The sequence below is a fragment of the Streptomyces sp. NBC_00370 genome (genome assembly GCF_036084755.1).
Lineage (GTDB): Bacteria > Actinomycetota > Actinomycetes > Streptomycetales > Streptomycetaceae > Streptomyces.
The window spans coordinates 3,300,607-3,315,000 of record NZ_CP107968.1 but is presented as its reverse complement, the minus strand read 5'-3'; the positions used below and the strand labels follow the sequence as shown (position 1 = coordinate 3,315,000).

General features: G+C 68.7%; 9 protein-coding genes and 2 rRNA genes (1 of these 11 only partly in view). 6 read left to right on the top strand and 5 right to left on the bottom strand.

The genetic code is table 11. The features are described from left to right. Nucleotides 1-2,474 (top strand): 23S ribosomal RNA (locus tag OHS57_RS14670) (it extends 650 nt beyond the left edge of the window). 77 nt (nt 2,475-2,551) lie between these two features. Further along, nucleotides 2,552-2,668: ribosomal RNA gene (gene rrf / locus OHS57_RS14665) — 5S ribosomal RNA — on the top strand. A 109-nt stretch (nt 2,669-2,777) separates the two neighbouring features. Here rrf and OHS57_RS14660 read toward each other — a convergent pair. Genes OHS57_RS14660 through OHS57_RS14640 form a run of 5 tightly spaced genes read right to left on the bottom strand, consistent with a single transcriptional unit; the run spans nt 2,778 to nt 8,289 of the window. Next, complete coding sequence (locus OHS57_RS14660) at nt 2,778-4,088, bottom strand: DUF58 domain-containing protein (protein WP_328582224.1); 1,311 nt, start codon at nt 4,086-4,088, stop codon at nt 2,778-2,780. Nucleotides 4,089-4,099: 11 nt separating this feature from the next. After that, entirely contained in the window at nt 4,100-5,083 is a 984-nt protein-coding gene (locus OHS57_RS14655; RefSeq protein WP_041989064.1) for an AAA family ATPase, read from the bottom strand. Continuing rightward, nucleotides 5,080-6,327: a DUF4350 domain-containing protein gene (locus OHS57_RS14650; protein WP_328582223.1), complete on the bottom strand. Its 1,248-nt coding sequence runs from the start codon at nt 6,325-6,327 to the stop codon at nt 5,080-5,082. The genes OHS57_RS14655 and OHS57_RS14650 overlap by 4 nt, the downstream gene beginning before the upstream one ends. Next, on the bottom strand, nt 6,324-6,986 hold the full coding sequence (locus OHS57_RS14645; protein WP_328585063.1) for a DUF4129 domain-containing protein: 663 nt from the start codon (nt 6,984-6,986) through the stop codon (nt 6,324-6,326). The genes OHS57_RS14650 and OHS57_RS14645 overlap by 4 nt, the downstream gene beginning before the upstream one ends. A 40-nt stretch (nt 6,987-7,026) precedes the next feature. Continuing rightward, nucleotides 7,027-8,289 carry a DUF7544 domain-containing protein gene (locus OHS57_RS14640; protein WP_328582222.1) on the bottom strand — a complete coding sequence of 421 codons (1,263 nt, stop codon included), beginning with the start codon at nt 8,287-8,289 and terminating at the stop codon, nt 7,027-7,029. A 203-nt stretch (nt 8,290-8,492) separates the two neighbouring features. On the opposite strand from OHS57_RS14640, the gene mtnA reads away from it, so the two are divergent. From mtnA to OHS57_RS14620, 4 genes are all read left to right on the top strand, one after another. Further along, the gene (mtnA, locus tag OHS57_RS14635; RefSeq protein ID WP_041989071.1) at nt 8,493-9,638 is read left to right on the top strand and encodes an S-methyl-5-thioribose-1-phosphate isomerase; all 1,146 of its coding nucleotides are present in this window, start codon (nt 8,493-8,495) and stop codon (nt 9,636-9,638) included. Between the two features lie 175 nt (nt 9,639-9,813). Then, complete coding sequence (gene mtrA / locus OHS57_RS14630) at nt 9,814-10,491, top strand: two-component system response regulator MtrA (RefSeq protein WP_003968748.1); 678 nt, start codon at nt 9,814-9,816, stop codon at nt 10,489-10,491. Nucleotide 10,492: 1 nt separating this feature from the next. Further along, entirely contained in the window at nt 10,493-12,544 is a 2,052-nt protein-coding gene (gene mtrB / locus OHS57_RS14625) for an MtrAB system histidine kinase MtrB (protein WP_328582221.1), read from the top strand. Further along, nucleotides 12,534-14,378, top strand: a complete 1,845-nt coding sequence (locus OHS57_RS14620; protein WP_443042890.1) for an LpqB family beta-propeller domain-containing protein — start codon at nt 12,534-12,536, stop codon at nt 14,376-14,378. The genes mtrB and OHS57_RS14620 overlap by 11 nt, the downstream gene beginning before the upstream one ends. Nucleotides 14,379-14,394 lie beyond the last annotated feature (16 nt).

Sequence of the window (14,394 nt, the reverse complement as noted above, 5' to 3'; positions counted from 1 at the left end):
CGTCGTGACTGCGTGCCTTTTGAAGAATGAGCCTGCGAGTTTGCGGTGTGTTGCGAGGTTAACCCGTGTGGGGAAGCCGTAGCGAAAGCGAGTCCGAATAGGGCGACATAGTAGCGCGCTCAAGACCCGAAGCGGAGTGATCTAGCCATGGGCAGGTTGAAGCGGCTGTAAGAGGTCGTGGAGGACCGAACCCACCAGGGTTGAAAACCTGGGGGATGACCTGTGGTTAGGGGTGAAAGGCCAATCAAACTCCGTGATAGCTGGTTCTCCCCGAAATGCATTTAGGTGCAGCGTCGTGTGTTTCTTGCCGGAGGTAGAGCACTGGATAGGCGATGGGCCCTACCGGGTTACTGACCTTAGCCAAACTCCGAATGCCGGTAAGTGAGAGCGCGGCAGTGAGACTGTGGGGGATAAGCTCCATGGTCGAGAGGGAAACAGCCCAGAGCATCGACTAAGGCCCCTAAGCGTACGCTAAGTGGGAAAGGATGTGGAGTCGCAGAGACAACCAGGAGGTTGGCTTAGAAGCAGCCACCCTTGAAAGAGTGCGTAATAGCTCACTGGTCAAGTGATTCCGCGCCGACAATGTAGCGGGGCTCAAGCGTACCGCCGAAGTCGTGTCATTCCAGCATGAGGGCCAACGCCCGTTGGGATGGGTAGGGGAGCGTCGTGTGCCGGGTGAAGCCTCCGCGGAAGCGAGGGGTGGACGGTTCACGAGTGAGAATGCAGGCATGAGTAGCGATACACACGTGGGAAACGTGTGCGCCGATTGACTAAGGGTTCCTGGGTCAAGCTGATCTGCCCAGGGTAAGTCGGGACCTAAGGCGAGGCCGACAGGCGTAGTCGATGGATAACCGGTTGATATTCCGGTACCCGCTTTGAAACGCCCAGTACTGAACCCATTAATGCTAAGGCCGTGAAGCCGTCCTGGAGCCTTCGGGCAAAGGGGAGTGGTGGAGCCGCCGGTCCAAGGTGGTAGTAGGTAAGCGATGGGGTGACGCAGGAAGGTAGTCCAGCCCGGGCGGTGGTTGTCCCGGGGTAAGGGTGTAGGGCGTTGTGTAGGTAAATCCGCACAACATTAAGTCTGAGACCTGATGCCGAGCCGATTGTGGTGAAGTGGATGATCCTATGCTGTCGAGAAAAGCCTCTAGCGAGTTTCATGGCGGCCCGTACCCTAAACCGACTCAGGTGGTCAGGTAGAGAATACCGAGGCGTTCGGGTGAACTATGGTTAAGGAACTCGGCAAAATGCCCCCGTAACTTCGGGAGAAGGGGGGCCATTCCTGGTGATCATCTTTACGGTGTGAGCTTGGGGTGGCCGCAGAGACCAGCGAGAAGCGACTGTTTACTAAAAACACAGGTCCGTGCGAAGCCGTAAGGCGATGTATACGGACTGACGCCTGCCCGGTGCTGGAACGTTAAGGGGACCGGTTAGTCACATTTCGGTGTGGCGAAGCTGAGAACTTAAGCGCCAGTAAACGGCGGTGGTAACTATAACCATCCTAAGGTAGCGAAATTCCTTGTCGGGTAAGTTCCGACCTGCACGAATGGCGTAACGACTTCTCGACTGTCTCAACCATAGGCCCGGTGAAATTGCACTACGAGTAAAGATGCTCGTTTCGCGCAGCAGGACGGAAAGACCCCGGGACCTTTACTACAGTTTGATATTGGTGTTCGGTTCGGCTTGTGTAGGATAGGTGGGAGACTGTGAAGCTTGGACGCCAGTTCAGGTGGAGTCGTCGTTGAAATACCACTCTGGTCGTGCTGGATGTCTAACCTGGGTCCGTGATCCGGATCAGGGACAGTGTCTGATGGGTAGTTTAACTGGGGCGGTTGCCTCCTAAAGAGTAACGGAGGCGCCCAAAGGTTCCCTCAGCCTGGTTGGTAATCAGGTGTTGAGTGTAAGTGCACAAGGGAGCTTGACTGTGAGACCGACGGGTCGAGCAGGGACGAAAGTCGGGACTAGTGATCCGGCGGTGGCTTGTGGAAGCGCCGTCGCTCAACGGATAAAAGGTACCCCGGGGATAACAGGCTGATCTTCCCCAAGAGTCCATATCGACGGGATGGTTTGGCACCTCGATGTCGGCTCGTCGCATCCTGGGGCTGGAGTCGGTCCCAAGGGTTGGGCTGTTCGCCCATTAAAGCGGTACGCGAGCTGGGTTTAGAACGTCGTGAGACAGTTCGGTCCCTATCCGCTGTGCGCGTAGGAGTCTTGAGAAGGGCTGTCCCTAGTACGAGAGGACCGGGACGGACGAACCTCTGGTGTGCCAGTTGTCCTGCCAAGGGCATGGCTGGTTGGCTACGTTCGGGAGGGATAACCGCTGAAAGCATCTAAGCGGGAAGCCTGCTTCGAGATGAGGACTCCCACCCCCTTTGAGGGGTTAAGGCTCCCAGTAGACGACTGGGTTGATAGGCCAGATGTGGAAGACCGGTAACGGTTGGAGCTGACTGGTACTAATAGGCCGAGGGCTTGTCCTCAGTTGCTCGCGTCCACTGTGTTAGTTCTGAAGTAACGAACAGCTGTGTTCATATCCGGTGGTTCAACTTCATAGTGTTTCGGTGGTCATTGCGTGAGGGAAACGCCCGGTTACATTCCGAACCCGGAAGCTAAGCCTCATTGCGCCGATGGTACTGCAGGGGGGACCCTGTGGGAGAGTAGGACGCCGCCGAACAATCTTTAGATAAATCAGGGAAGCCCCTGCACCTTCACGGTGCGGGGGCTTTTCTGCGTTCAAAAACAAGTTGTCCAGCCCGGCCCGGCCCTTTCGGGCCTAGGGCCCGCTACAGCCGACCCGCCGCCTTCAATGCCAGGTATGCATCCGCCAGCGCCGGGGCCAGCTTCTCCGGTGTGGCGTCAACGACCGTCACGCCGTATCGCTGCAACTGCTCCGCTGTGCGGCGTCGGCCGGCCTGGGCCTGGCTGCCTGCTGCTGCTTCGTAGACCGTGTCCACTGTTCCGCGTCCGCCGGCCATTTCCTCTACGTGCGGGTCGGCCACCGACGCCACGACGACCGTGTGCCGCTGGGTGAGTTGGGGGAGTACGGGCAGCAGGCCTTCCTCGATCGCTGCCGCGTCGAGTGTCGTCAGCAGTACGACCAGCGAACCTCGCCTGGCGTTTCTCAGTACCGCTGACGTGAGGCCGCGGGCATCCGTCTCCACCAGTTCGGGTTCGAGCGTGGCCATCGCGGCCACCAGGGCGGGCAGCACGTCACCCCCCGACCTGCGGGCCACCTGGGCCCGGATCCTGCGGTCGTAGGCCAGCAGGTCCACCCTGTCGCCCGCGCGTGACGCGAGTGCGGCCAGCAGGAGTGTCGCGTCCATCGAGGCGTCCAGGCGCGGGATGTCGCCGACGCGGCCGGCCGACGTCCGGCCGGTGTCGAGGACGACGAGGATGTGCCGGTCGCGTTCGGGGCGCCAGGTGCGTACGGCGACCGCTGACTGGCGTGCGGTGGCCCGCCAGTCGATGGAGCGGGTGTCGTCCCCGGGTACGTACGAGCGCAGGCTGTCGAATTCGGTGCCCTCGCCGCGGGTGAGGACGCTGGTGCGGCCGTCGAGTTCGCGGAGCCTGGCCAGTCGTGACGGCAGGTGCTTGCGGCTGGTGAAGGGCGGCAGCACGCGGACCGTCCACGGCACCTGGTGGTTGCCCTGCCGGGCCGCGAGGCCGAGCGGTCCTACCGAGCGCACCGTGACGCGGTCCGCGCGCCGGTCGCCGCGGCGGTTGGGGCGCAGCAGTGTGGTGAGTCTGCGGCGTTCGCCTGCCGGCACGGTCAAGGTGTGGCGGGACGCGGCCTGTTCGGTGCCTGCCTGCCAGCTGCTCGGCGGCCAGGCGTCGCGGAGTTGGGCGCGGAGAGGGCGGCGGGAGGGGTTGGTGACGGTGAGCTGTACCTCGGCGCCGTCACCGAGTCGAACTGAGGTGTCACCGCTTCGGGTGAATTGGAGCTTTTGCACTGGCGCGGCCAGGGCGTAGTCGCACAGAATTGCGAGGGACAGGGGGGCTTCGACGGCAAGGATCCCGGTCCAGCTGGGGGCGAAGAGGCCCACGGGGATGGAGCCGAGGGCCGCCAGTAGCGCGGTTCGTCCGGTGAGGGCCATGGGTCATCGCCTCATCGGGGGACGGGGACATGGGCGAGGAGCGCGGTGATGACGGAGTCCGCTGTGACTCCCTCCATCTCGGCCTCAGGGCGGAGTTGGACGCGGTGGCGCAGCGTGGGGAGGGCGAGGGCTTTCACGTCGTCGGGGGTGACGTAGTCCCGGCCGGTGAGCCAGGCCCAGGCCCTGGCGGTGGAGAGCAGGGCGGTGGCGCCTCGGGGCGAGACGCCGAGTGTGAGTGAGGGGGATTCACGGGTGGCACGGCAGATATCGACCACATAGCCGGCGATCTCGGGTGAGACCGATGTCTTGGCGACGGCGGCGCGGGCTGCTTCCAGGTCTGCGGGGCCTGCGACGGGGCCTATCCCGGCGGCTTTGAGATCGCGCGGGTTGAAGCCGTCCGCATGGCGGGTGAGGACGTTGATCTCGTCCTCGCGGCCCGGCAGCGGGACGGTGAGCTTGAGGAGGAAGCGGTCCAGTTGGGCTTCCGGGAGGGGGTAGGTGCCTTCGTACTCGACGGGGTTCTGGGTCGCCGCGACGAGGAACGGGTCGGGCAGCGGGCGCGGGGTGCCGTCGACGGTGACCTGCCGCTCCTCCATTGCCTCCAGCAGTGACGACTGGGTCTTGGGCGGGGTGCGGTTGATCTCGTCGGCCAGCAGCAGATTGGTGAAGACGGGACCGGGCTGGAAGGAGAACTCTGCGGTCCTGGAGTCGTAGATGAGCGAGCCGGTGACGTCGCTGGGCATCAGATCGGGGGTGAACTGGACGCGCTTCGTGTCGAGTTCGAGGGAGGCTGCGAGTGCTCGTACCAGGAGGGTCTTCGCGACTCCGGGGACTCCTTCGAGCAGGACGTGACCCCGACACAGGAGAGCGACGACAAGACCGGTGACGGCGGAGTCCTGGCCGACCACCGCCTTCGCGATCTCGGTGCGCAGGGCCTCCAGGGAAGCGCGGGCGCTGTCCGAGTTCACAGCGGTCTCAGGGGTCGGGGCACTCATGAGGTGCGTACCTCTCTTTCGAGGGCGTCGAGTTGGTCGGCCAGGCGGACGAGAGCGGCGTCCTCGGCCGGTGCCTGGCCGAACAGCAGAGCTGACGGGTTCACGGAGGCGTGGGGGAGCCGCGCGGAGACGGCGGCTGTCAGGACGTGGGGGGAGTGGGCGTCCGCAGGCGGGACGCCGAGAAGAGAGGCGAGCCGTTCCCTGGTCGCCGAGCGCAGTGCCGTTGCCGCGCGGTCCCTGGCGTTGGTCTTGCGGTAGAGGCGGGCGCGGCCCTCGGTGGCTTCCGAGGCGCGGATCGCTACGGGGAGCCGTTCCGGGACGAGCGGGCCCAGCCTGCGTGCTCGCCAGACGGCGGCGAGTATCGCGGCGAAGAAGAGCTGGAGGGTGCCCCAGAGCCAGCCGGAAGGGATGAGGTCGATGAAGCTCTTTTCGCCGTCATCGCCGTTGCTGTTTGCCGAGGGATCAGTGAGCGAGGGGAGGTACCAGACGAGATGAGGCCGGGAGCCGAGGAGTTGAAGGGCCAGCGACGCGTTGCCCTGCTTGTCGAGGCGTTCGTTGTAGAGGAGGTCGGGCGAGCCGAGCAGCACGGTGTCGGCTGTGCCGGCGTCGGTGTCCGTCCCCGTGCCGGTGATGAGCAGGCTGGGCAGTCCGTCGCTCGGGTAGCAGGCGTTCGTCCTGCTGGTGTCGTCGGTTGTGCTGTCCGTCGTGTAGCGCTCGCCGCCGATGTCGACGGTGCCCGCGCGGCGGGCGGCGGGGAGGGCGCAGCGGGGGGCGCGGGCGGAGACCTGGGCGGGAGCGTCCGTGCGGACGCCGGGGGCGAGTATGCCGACCGAGGCGGGTCCGGCGCCGAGGAGGACGGTGCGGCCTCCGGAGGACGCTGTCGCGTTGTGCAGCGACCGTTGCTGAGCGGGAGTCAGCAGGTCGGGTGTGGTCACCAGGAGTGTGGTGTCCGGGCCGGTGGCCGCTGTGGCTTCGCGGAGTGTGGTGGCGACATCGACGGAGACGCCACTGGCCTTGAGGAGTTCGGCGGTGGCGCGGCTGCCGAACTGGTCGGCGGAGCGTGGGTCGAGCCGGCCGTGCTTCTCACCGGAGTTCAGGGCGGCCAAGGTGATGCCGGCGATCAGGAGGATGACGAGGGCCAGCAGGAGTCCGCGGCCTCGGGTCCAGATCTGCCGGGCCGTCGGGGAGATGGATGTGGCCGGGGGCGCGGCGACGGGGGGAGCGGGGTCGGTCAGGGAGGTCATGGGGCGGTTCCCCCCGCTCCGGCGGCTGCCGGGCTCAGTTGGGGCTTTGCCCGTTGCAGAGCGAGGTCGAGTTCCCGCATCCGCAGGTATGCGTCCTGGTCGGCTGTGCGGCCGCCGTATGTGACGGCGTCGAACTCGCGGGCTGCGGTTCGGAGTCGGTCGGCGTGTGCGGGGAGCGGGTGTCCGGCGTCGAGGGCTGCTTCGACGGCGGTGCGGCCGGGACGCGGGTCGAGCAGGGCCCGTTCCTCCAGGGAGCGGACGACGGCTCGCATCCGTTCCTGGAGGGCCTGGTTCCAGCGTCCGGCCGCCGCGTGTGCTTCCGCCGCGGTGCGGTGCTCGGCGGCGCTGCGGGGGCCCTCGTCGAAGAGCGTCCCCGCAGTGCCGGGTATGCGGCGGGGGGTGCCGAGGCGCCACCAGAGGGCGGCTGCCAGCGCGAGGACGAGTACGGCGACGGCGATGAGTCCGAGTGTGCCGCCGGGGGTCGCGCCGGAGGCGGAGTTGAAGAGGTCGTCGACCCAGTCCCAGAACCGGTCCAGTGCGCGGCGGAGGAGGCTGGGGTCGTTCTGGTGGTACAGCGGCTTGGACAGTTCGCGTCTGGCAGCTTCACGGGCCGGGTCGCGCGGGGTGTCCACCGGGATGTCGCCCCGCGCGCCCGCCATGAGCCATGCCGCTGCCGTCTCCCCCGTGATGGACACCGTGTCAGTACCCCGAAGGACCCTGGTCCGGACGGCCGTTGCCGTCCGGTGTGAGGCCGGCGGCGCGGGCCAGCTCCAGGTCGAGGGCCTCGCGCCGGATGCGCTGGTCCACGTAGAGGAGCACGGTCACGCCGGCGGAGATGGGGTAGGTGATCGCGGCGGCGATCACGGATCCGATACCGGTGATGATCATGAAGGGCCAGCCGAAGTCGGGCGTGGTGCTGCTGAACAGCCCGTCGAGGCTCTCACCGTCCACGGCCGAGGCGATCAGGCTGAACGGCACGGCGATGATCATGGAGACCATGAAGGTCAGCACCAGGGTGAGCAGCAGGATGCCGAAGGTGCGCCACCAGGCTCCGCGTACGAGCTTGGCGGAGCGGCGCAGCGACGGCAGGATGCCTTGGCGCTCCAGCATCAGGGCGGGGGACGCGAGGGTGAGGCGCACCCAGAGCCATACGACCACGACCGAGGCGGCGAGTCCGCCGAGGACGGCGAGCGCGGCTGCTCCGCCGCCGCCTCCGGCCAGTGTGCCCACCAGCACCCCGGGCAGGATGCCGACGCCGAGGATGGCGGCGTACATCACCGGCAGCAGCACGGTCAGCCCGAGCAGTTGCGGGATCCGGGGCCTGGCCTCGTGCCAGGCTTCGGAGAGCGACACGGAGCGGCCCAGTACGGACCGGCTGATCACCACGGTCAGCACGGCCGTGGTGAAGAGCGTGCCGATCAGGGTGATGACAACGGAGGGTACGAGGGCGAGCAGGCTCGACTGCATGGAGTCGACGGCCTGGTTCAGCGCCTCGGACGGCGAGGCGTTCGGGTCGATCTCGGTCGGGTCGGGCAGCAGGTAGTGCTGGGCGAGCAGGTCGCAGATCTGGGTGACCACGGCGACGGCGATGGTCACGCCGAGCACGATGCGCCAGTGGGCGCGCGCCGTGGAGACGGCTCCGTCGAGGAGTTCGCCGACGCCGAGCGGGCGGAGCGGGATCACGCCGGGCTTGGCCGCCGGCGGCCGTCCCCAGAAGGGGCCGGGGCCGCCAGGGCCGCCGGGGCCCGGGGCGCCGCCCCAGCCCGGTGCGGGCCTGGGCTGCGGGACGGGACCCGCGCCCTGCTGGCTCGGCGGGGCCCACTGTCCTGGTGGCGGCTGGGTCGCGGACCAGCCAGGAGGCGAACCGGCCTCGTCGGTGGGGCCGGCGGGGCGGGGCACGCCGCTGTTCTGGCCGTCGGACGGGGCAGATCCGGGCGATGCCCAGCCCGGAGTGTCGTTCACGGTCGTCCACCTCGTGGATTGGTTGCGGGGCCGGCTCGGCGATCGGGCGCTGCGGGAGCGTCCTTTCGCGTACCGGGCGGCGGGCTGGCAGCCATCGTGCCACGCGTGGGTGCCTGGTGGGCCGGGCGCGGTATCTCCTTATCACCCTGTTCCCCGCCACTCGTTGCCTTCAATGTCGGTGCCGGAGCGGGCAGACTGGGCGGATGGCTGATCAGTACGTACAGAAGCCCGTCGGCGCAGAGCCGTCCATGCTCCCCACGCTTCGCTGGGACGAGCCGCCGGAGGGGCCCGTGCTGGTCCTCCTCGACCAGACGAGACTGCCGGTCGAAGAAGCGGAGTTCGTCTGTACGGACGTGCCTGCCTTGGTGCAGGCGATCCGGACGCTCGTCGTGCGGGGTGCGCCGGTGCTGGGGATCGCCGGTGCCTACGGGGTGGCGCTCGCGGCGGCGCGGGGCTTCGACGTGGAGGACGCAGCGGAGATCCTGGCGCAGGCGCGGCCCACCGCGGTCAATCTCGGCCTCGGCGTACGGCGGGCCCGCGACGCGTACCGGGCCGCTGCGGACAAGGGCGCGGATCTGGAGCAGGCGGCGGCTGCCGCGCTCGCCGAGGCGAGGCTGCTGCACCAGGAGGACGCGCAGGCCAGCGCCCAGATGGCGGAGGCCGGGCTGACGCTGCTTGACGAGCTGCTGCCGGGCGGCAACCACCGGATCCTGACGCACTGCAACACCGGGGCGCTCGTCTCGGGCGGGGACGGTACGGCGTTCGCCGTCGCGCTGTCCGCGCACCGGGCGGGCCGGCTGCGGCGGCTGTGGGTGGACGAGACGCGTCCGCTGCTCCAGGGCTCCCGGCTGACGGCGTACGAGGCGGCGCGCAGCGGGATGGCGTACACGCTGCTCACGGACAACGCCGCCGGTTCGCTGTTCGCGGCGGGGGAGGTCGACGCGGTCCTGGTGGGCGCGGACCGGATCGCGGCCGACGGTTCGGTGGCGAACAAGGTGGGGAGCTATCCGCTCGCCGTGCTCGCCAAGTACCACAATGTGCCGTTCGTCGTGGTCGCCCCGACCACGACGATCGACCTGGAGACGCCGGACGGGGCGTCGATCGAGGTGGAGCAGCGGCCTGGGCAGGAGGTGACGGAGCTCACGGCGCCGCAGCTCGCGTCGGCGGGGGCGGAGGCGACCGGGATGCCGGTCGCGCCGCTGGGGACGCAGGCGTACAACCCGGCGTTCGACATCACGCCGCCGGAGTTGGTGACGGCGATCGTGACCGAGCACGGGGTGCTCTCGCCGGTGACGGGGGCCGCGCTCGTCGAGCTGGCGGCCAGGTCACGTCGAGTGACGACCGGTTGACGGGGCTGCCCGCAGGCGTCCCGTTTGCGGTCCGAACATCCATAAACCCTGTTCACTCCACTACCGTGTGGGGGCGATGGGGAGTGAGCCCCGTTCATCGGTGCACGTCGTCGCTGTTCAGTGAGACAAATCACGCATGTCTACGCAACGGAAATGAAAATGGGATGATGTCGATATGAAGGGACGCGTCCTCGTCGTCGATGACGACACCGCACTGGCCGAGATGCTCGGGATTGTGCTGCGTGGTGAAGGGTTCGAGCCGTCGTTCGTGGCGGACGGCGACAAAGCGCTTGCCGCATTCCGTGAGGCGAAGCCTGATCTGGTGCTGCTGGATCTCATGCTTCCCGGCCGGGACGGCATCGAGGTGTGCCGGCTCATCCGGGCCGAGTCCGGGGTGCCGATCGTCATGCTGACGGCCAAGAGCGACACCGTCGACGTGGTTGTCGGTCTTGAGTCCGGCGCCGATGACTACATCGTCAAGCCGTTCAAGCCCAAGGAGCTGGTGGCGCGCATCAGGGCGCGGCTGCGCAGGTCCGAGGAGCCGGCTCCGGAGCAGCTGACCATCGGCGATCTGGTCATCGATGTGGCAGGGCACTCGGTGAAGCGGGAGGGGCAGTCCATCGCTCTGACGCCGCTGGAGTTCGACCTGCTCGTCGCGCTGGCCCGTAAGCCGTGGCAGGTGTTCACCCGTGAGGTGCTGCTGGAGCAGGTGTGGGGGTACCGGCACGCCGCGGACACCCGACTGGTCAATGTCCATGTGCAGCGGCTGCGTTCCAAGGTCGAGAAGGACCCGGAGCGGCCCGAGATCGTGGTGACCGTCCGTGGTGTCGGCTACAAGGCAGGACCGAGCTGACATGTCCGGCGGCAGCGCTGCTCCGAAGCCCGGGGGGCCGGGAGTCCGTACGGGGCGGACTGCCGGTTCCGGACGGGTGTCCGCCTGGTTCGGCCGGCCCGGCAGGCTGCTCCAGGACGGTGCGCCCGGCGGGCCCGTCGTGCGGCTCCTGGTGCGCTGGGTGAGGCGGCCGCTGCTGCCCGCCGTGCGGCTGTGGCGGCGCAACATCCAGCTGCGGGTCGTCGCGGCGACGCTGCTGATGTCGCTCGGTGTGGTGCTGCTGCTCGGGTTCGTGGTCATCGGGCAGGTGCGCAACGGCCTGCTGGAGGCCAAGGAGAAGGCGGCGCAGAGCCAGGCGGCCGGTGGTTTCACCGTGGCGCAGGAGAAGGCCGACGCGCCCGCTGCGCCGGGTACCAGGGGCGACAGCGGCTCGGGCGGTACGCCGGGCCGTAACTCCTGGCGGACCGAGCTGGTCGAGCAGCTCGCCAGCGGTGGCCCCGGTGCCTTCAACGTGGTGGCGCTCAGCGGCGACGCGACGGACCCCGGATCCACCAACCGTGCGCCGCGCGCCTCGGGCGGGGTGGACTTCGGCAGCATCCCGGCGGATCTGCGGGCCCAGGTCGGCGGCGGCAAGGGCGAGTTCGAGCGGTACGCCCAGATCAAGTACACGGACGCGTCCGACGCGCGGAAGCCGGAGCCCGGCCTGATCATCGGCAAGCGGCTCAACGACGTCGACCGCAATTCCTACGAGCTGTACTACCTCTTCCCGCTGAACCAGGAGGAGCAGTCCCTCAACCTGGTCAAGGGCACCCTCGCGACGGCGGGTCTGTTCGTCGTCGTGCTGCTCGGTGCCATCGCCTGGCTGGTGGTCCGGCAGGTCGTCACCCCCGTACGGATGGCAGCCGGCATCGCCGAGCGGCTTTCCGCGGGGCGCCTCCAGGAGCGGATGAAGGTCACCGGCGAGGACGACATCGCGCGGCTCGGCGAGGCGTTCAACAAGATGGCGCAGAACCTCCAGCTCAAGATCCAGCAGCTGGAGGAGCTGTCCAGGATGCAGCGGCGCTTCGTCTCCGACGTCTCGCACGAGCTGCGGACGCCGCTGACGACGGTGCGGATGGCGGCCGACGTCATCCATGACGCGCGGATGGACTTCGACCCGGTGACGGCCCGCTCCGCGGAGCTGCTCGGGGACCAGCTCGACCGTTTCGAGTCGCTGCTGTCGGACCTGCTGGAGATCAGCCGCTTCGACGCGGGCGCGGCGGCGCTGGAGGCCGAGCCGATAGATCTGCGCGAGGTCGTACGGCGGGTCATCGGCGGCGCCGAGCCGCTGGCCGAGCGCAAGGGCACCCGGATCCGGGTCGTCGGTGACGAGCAGCCCGTGGTCGCCGAGGCTGATGCCCGCCGGGTCGAGCGGGTGCTGCGCAATCTCGTCGTCAACGCCGTGGAGCACGGCGAGGGCAGGGACGTCGTGGTCAGGATGGCCGTCGCGGGCGGGGCGGTCGCCGTCGCCGTACGCGACTACGGCGTGGGCCTGAAGCCCGGTGAGGCGACCCGGGTGTTCAACCGCTTCTGGCGCGCCGACCCGGCCAGGGCGCGCACCACGGGCGGCACCGGACTCGGTCTGTCCATCGCCGTCGAGGACGCGCGGCTGCACGGCGGCTGGCTCCAGGCGTGGGGGGAGCCGGGCGGCGGTTCGCAGTTCCGGCTGACCCTGCCGCGCACGGCGGACGAGTCGCTGCGCGGCTCACCCATACCCCTGGAACCCGAGGACTCGCGGCGCAACCGCGAGCGGTCGGCGGTCGGCGACGCCCAGGAGAACCCGCACCGGCTGGCGAGCGTGCCGGCCCAGCCGAGGCTGGACCGCTCGGCGCTGCCGGTGCCGCCCCAGCCGGACCGCAACGCGACGTCGGTCGACCCGGCGGCGCTGCCCGGCAACGGCTCGCGGGTGGTCGCGCGGCCGACGGGCGAGCGGGCGGGCGACGGGTCCGCCGACGACTCCGTGCGCGATGCTGTAGGTGAACGTGACACTGCACGCCGGGCATCGGAGCGGGAGGACACGACTCGTGGGCGCTGACCGCCGCCGGGGAGGCACAAGGGGCGTGCCGCGCCTGCCGGTTCTGCTGGCGGCGGTGTCCCTGACACTGGCCGGCTGCGCCACGATCCCGCACAGCGGTGACGTGGAGCCGGTCACGCAGTCCCCGCACGGGGAGTCCCAGGTGCGGGTGTACGCGGTGCCGCCCAAGGAGAAGGCGGGTCCCGACGAGATCGTGGACGGCTTCCTGGAGGCGATGACGAGTGACGACCCCGACTTCGCGATGGCCAGGAAGTATCTGACGAAGCAGGCGTCGAAGGACTGGCGTCCCGAGGACAGCACGACGGTGCTGCAGGACGCACCCGACCGCGCGGACGCGGACGGGACGGGGCAGGGCGGTGGTTCGGGGCTGAAGTACCCGCTGTACGGCGAGCGGATCGCCGAGGTGGACTCCGCGCACTCGTACCAGCCGGTCACACCGACCTCGTACAAGGGCACCATCCATCTCGTGCAGCAGAAGACGGGCGACACCAAGGAGTGGCGCATCGACCAACTGCCGCCGGGGCTGGTGCTCGGTGAGTACGACTTCCAGCGCAACTACCGCTCCGTGGACAAGTACTACTTCGCCTCCGGCCGTAAGCAGCTGGTCGCCGATCCGGTCTACATCCGGCAGCGGATAGATCCCACGACCCGGATGGACCCGTTCACGCAGGCCGTCAAGTCGCTGCTCGACGGGCCGACGAACTGGCTGAAGCCGGTGGTCGATTCGCCGTTCCCGACGGGTACGCAGCTGGCGCGCGGCACCAGATCGCTGGAGTTCGACGACCGGAACGCGCTGAAGGTGCCGCTCAACGAGAGCGCGGCGAAGGCGGGCCGGGCGCAGTGCCGGAAGATGGCGGCGCAACTGTTCTTCACCCTGCGGGACCTGACGTCGACCCGGGTCGGGCAGATCGAACTGCTCGCGGGCGGTTCGTCGTTGTGCGTGCTGAGCGAGGACCAGGCCGCGGAGTTCGCGCCCGACCAGGGCACGGGCGGCGAGGACCCGTACTTCGTCAACGCCCAGGGGCGGTTGGCGCAGCTGAAGATCGACGGTTCCGACCCGGTCGTCCCCGACCCGGTGGCCGGGCCGTTCGGTGACGGCAGGACGAAGCTGGACACGGTCGCCGTCGCACGCGACGAGCGGCGCGCCGCCGGGGTGGGCGGCGGCGGCAAATCGCTGTACGTGACGTCGATCGTCAACGACGGCGATCCGGTGGAGCCGCTGCTGAGCAGCGCGGCCAAGCAGCCCAAGGACCGGCTCTCCGCGCCGAGCTGGGACGGCGGCGGTGACCTGTGGGTCGCCGACCGGGATCCGGCGAAGCCGCGGCTGCTGCGGTTCGCCGGGGGCGTGGCACCGCCGAAGGAGGTCCCGGTCGACGGGCTCGACGGGCGGCGGATCGAGGCGCTGCGGGTGTCGGCCGACGGGGTGCGGATCGCGCTGCTGCTGACGCAGGAGGGCCGGACGAGCCTGGAGATCGGCCGGGTGGAGCGGCACGGCTCGGGCGCGGACGAGACGGTGTCCGTGGTGGAACTGCAGTCCGCGGCGCCGCAGATGGAGACGGTGACCGCGGTGTCCTGGGCGGGTCCCAGCCGGCTGGTCGTCGTCGGCAAGGAGTCCGGCGGTGTGCAGCAGGTGCGTTACATGCAGACCGACGGGTCGACGTCGGCGGCCGGGGTGCTGCCGGGGCTGAACCAGGTGACGGCCATCGCCGCCGCCGACAACGACGAGCAGCCGGTGATGGCCGACTCGCAGGACGCGGGGATCGTCCAGCTGCCGTCGGGCGCCAATTGGCAGACCATGGTGGAGACGGGCTCCTCGCCTGTCTATCCCGGGTGAGCCGGGCTGTTCACGG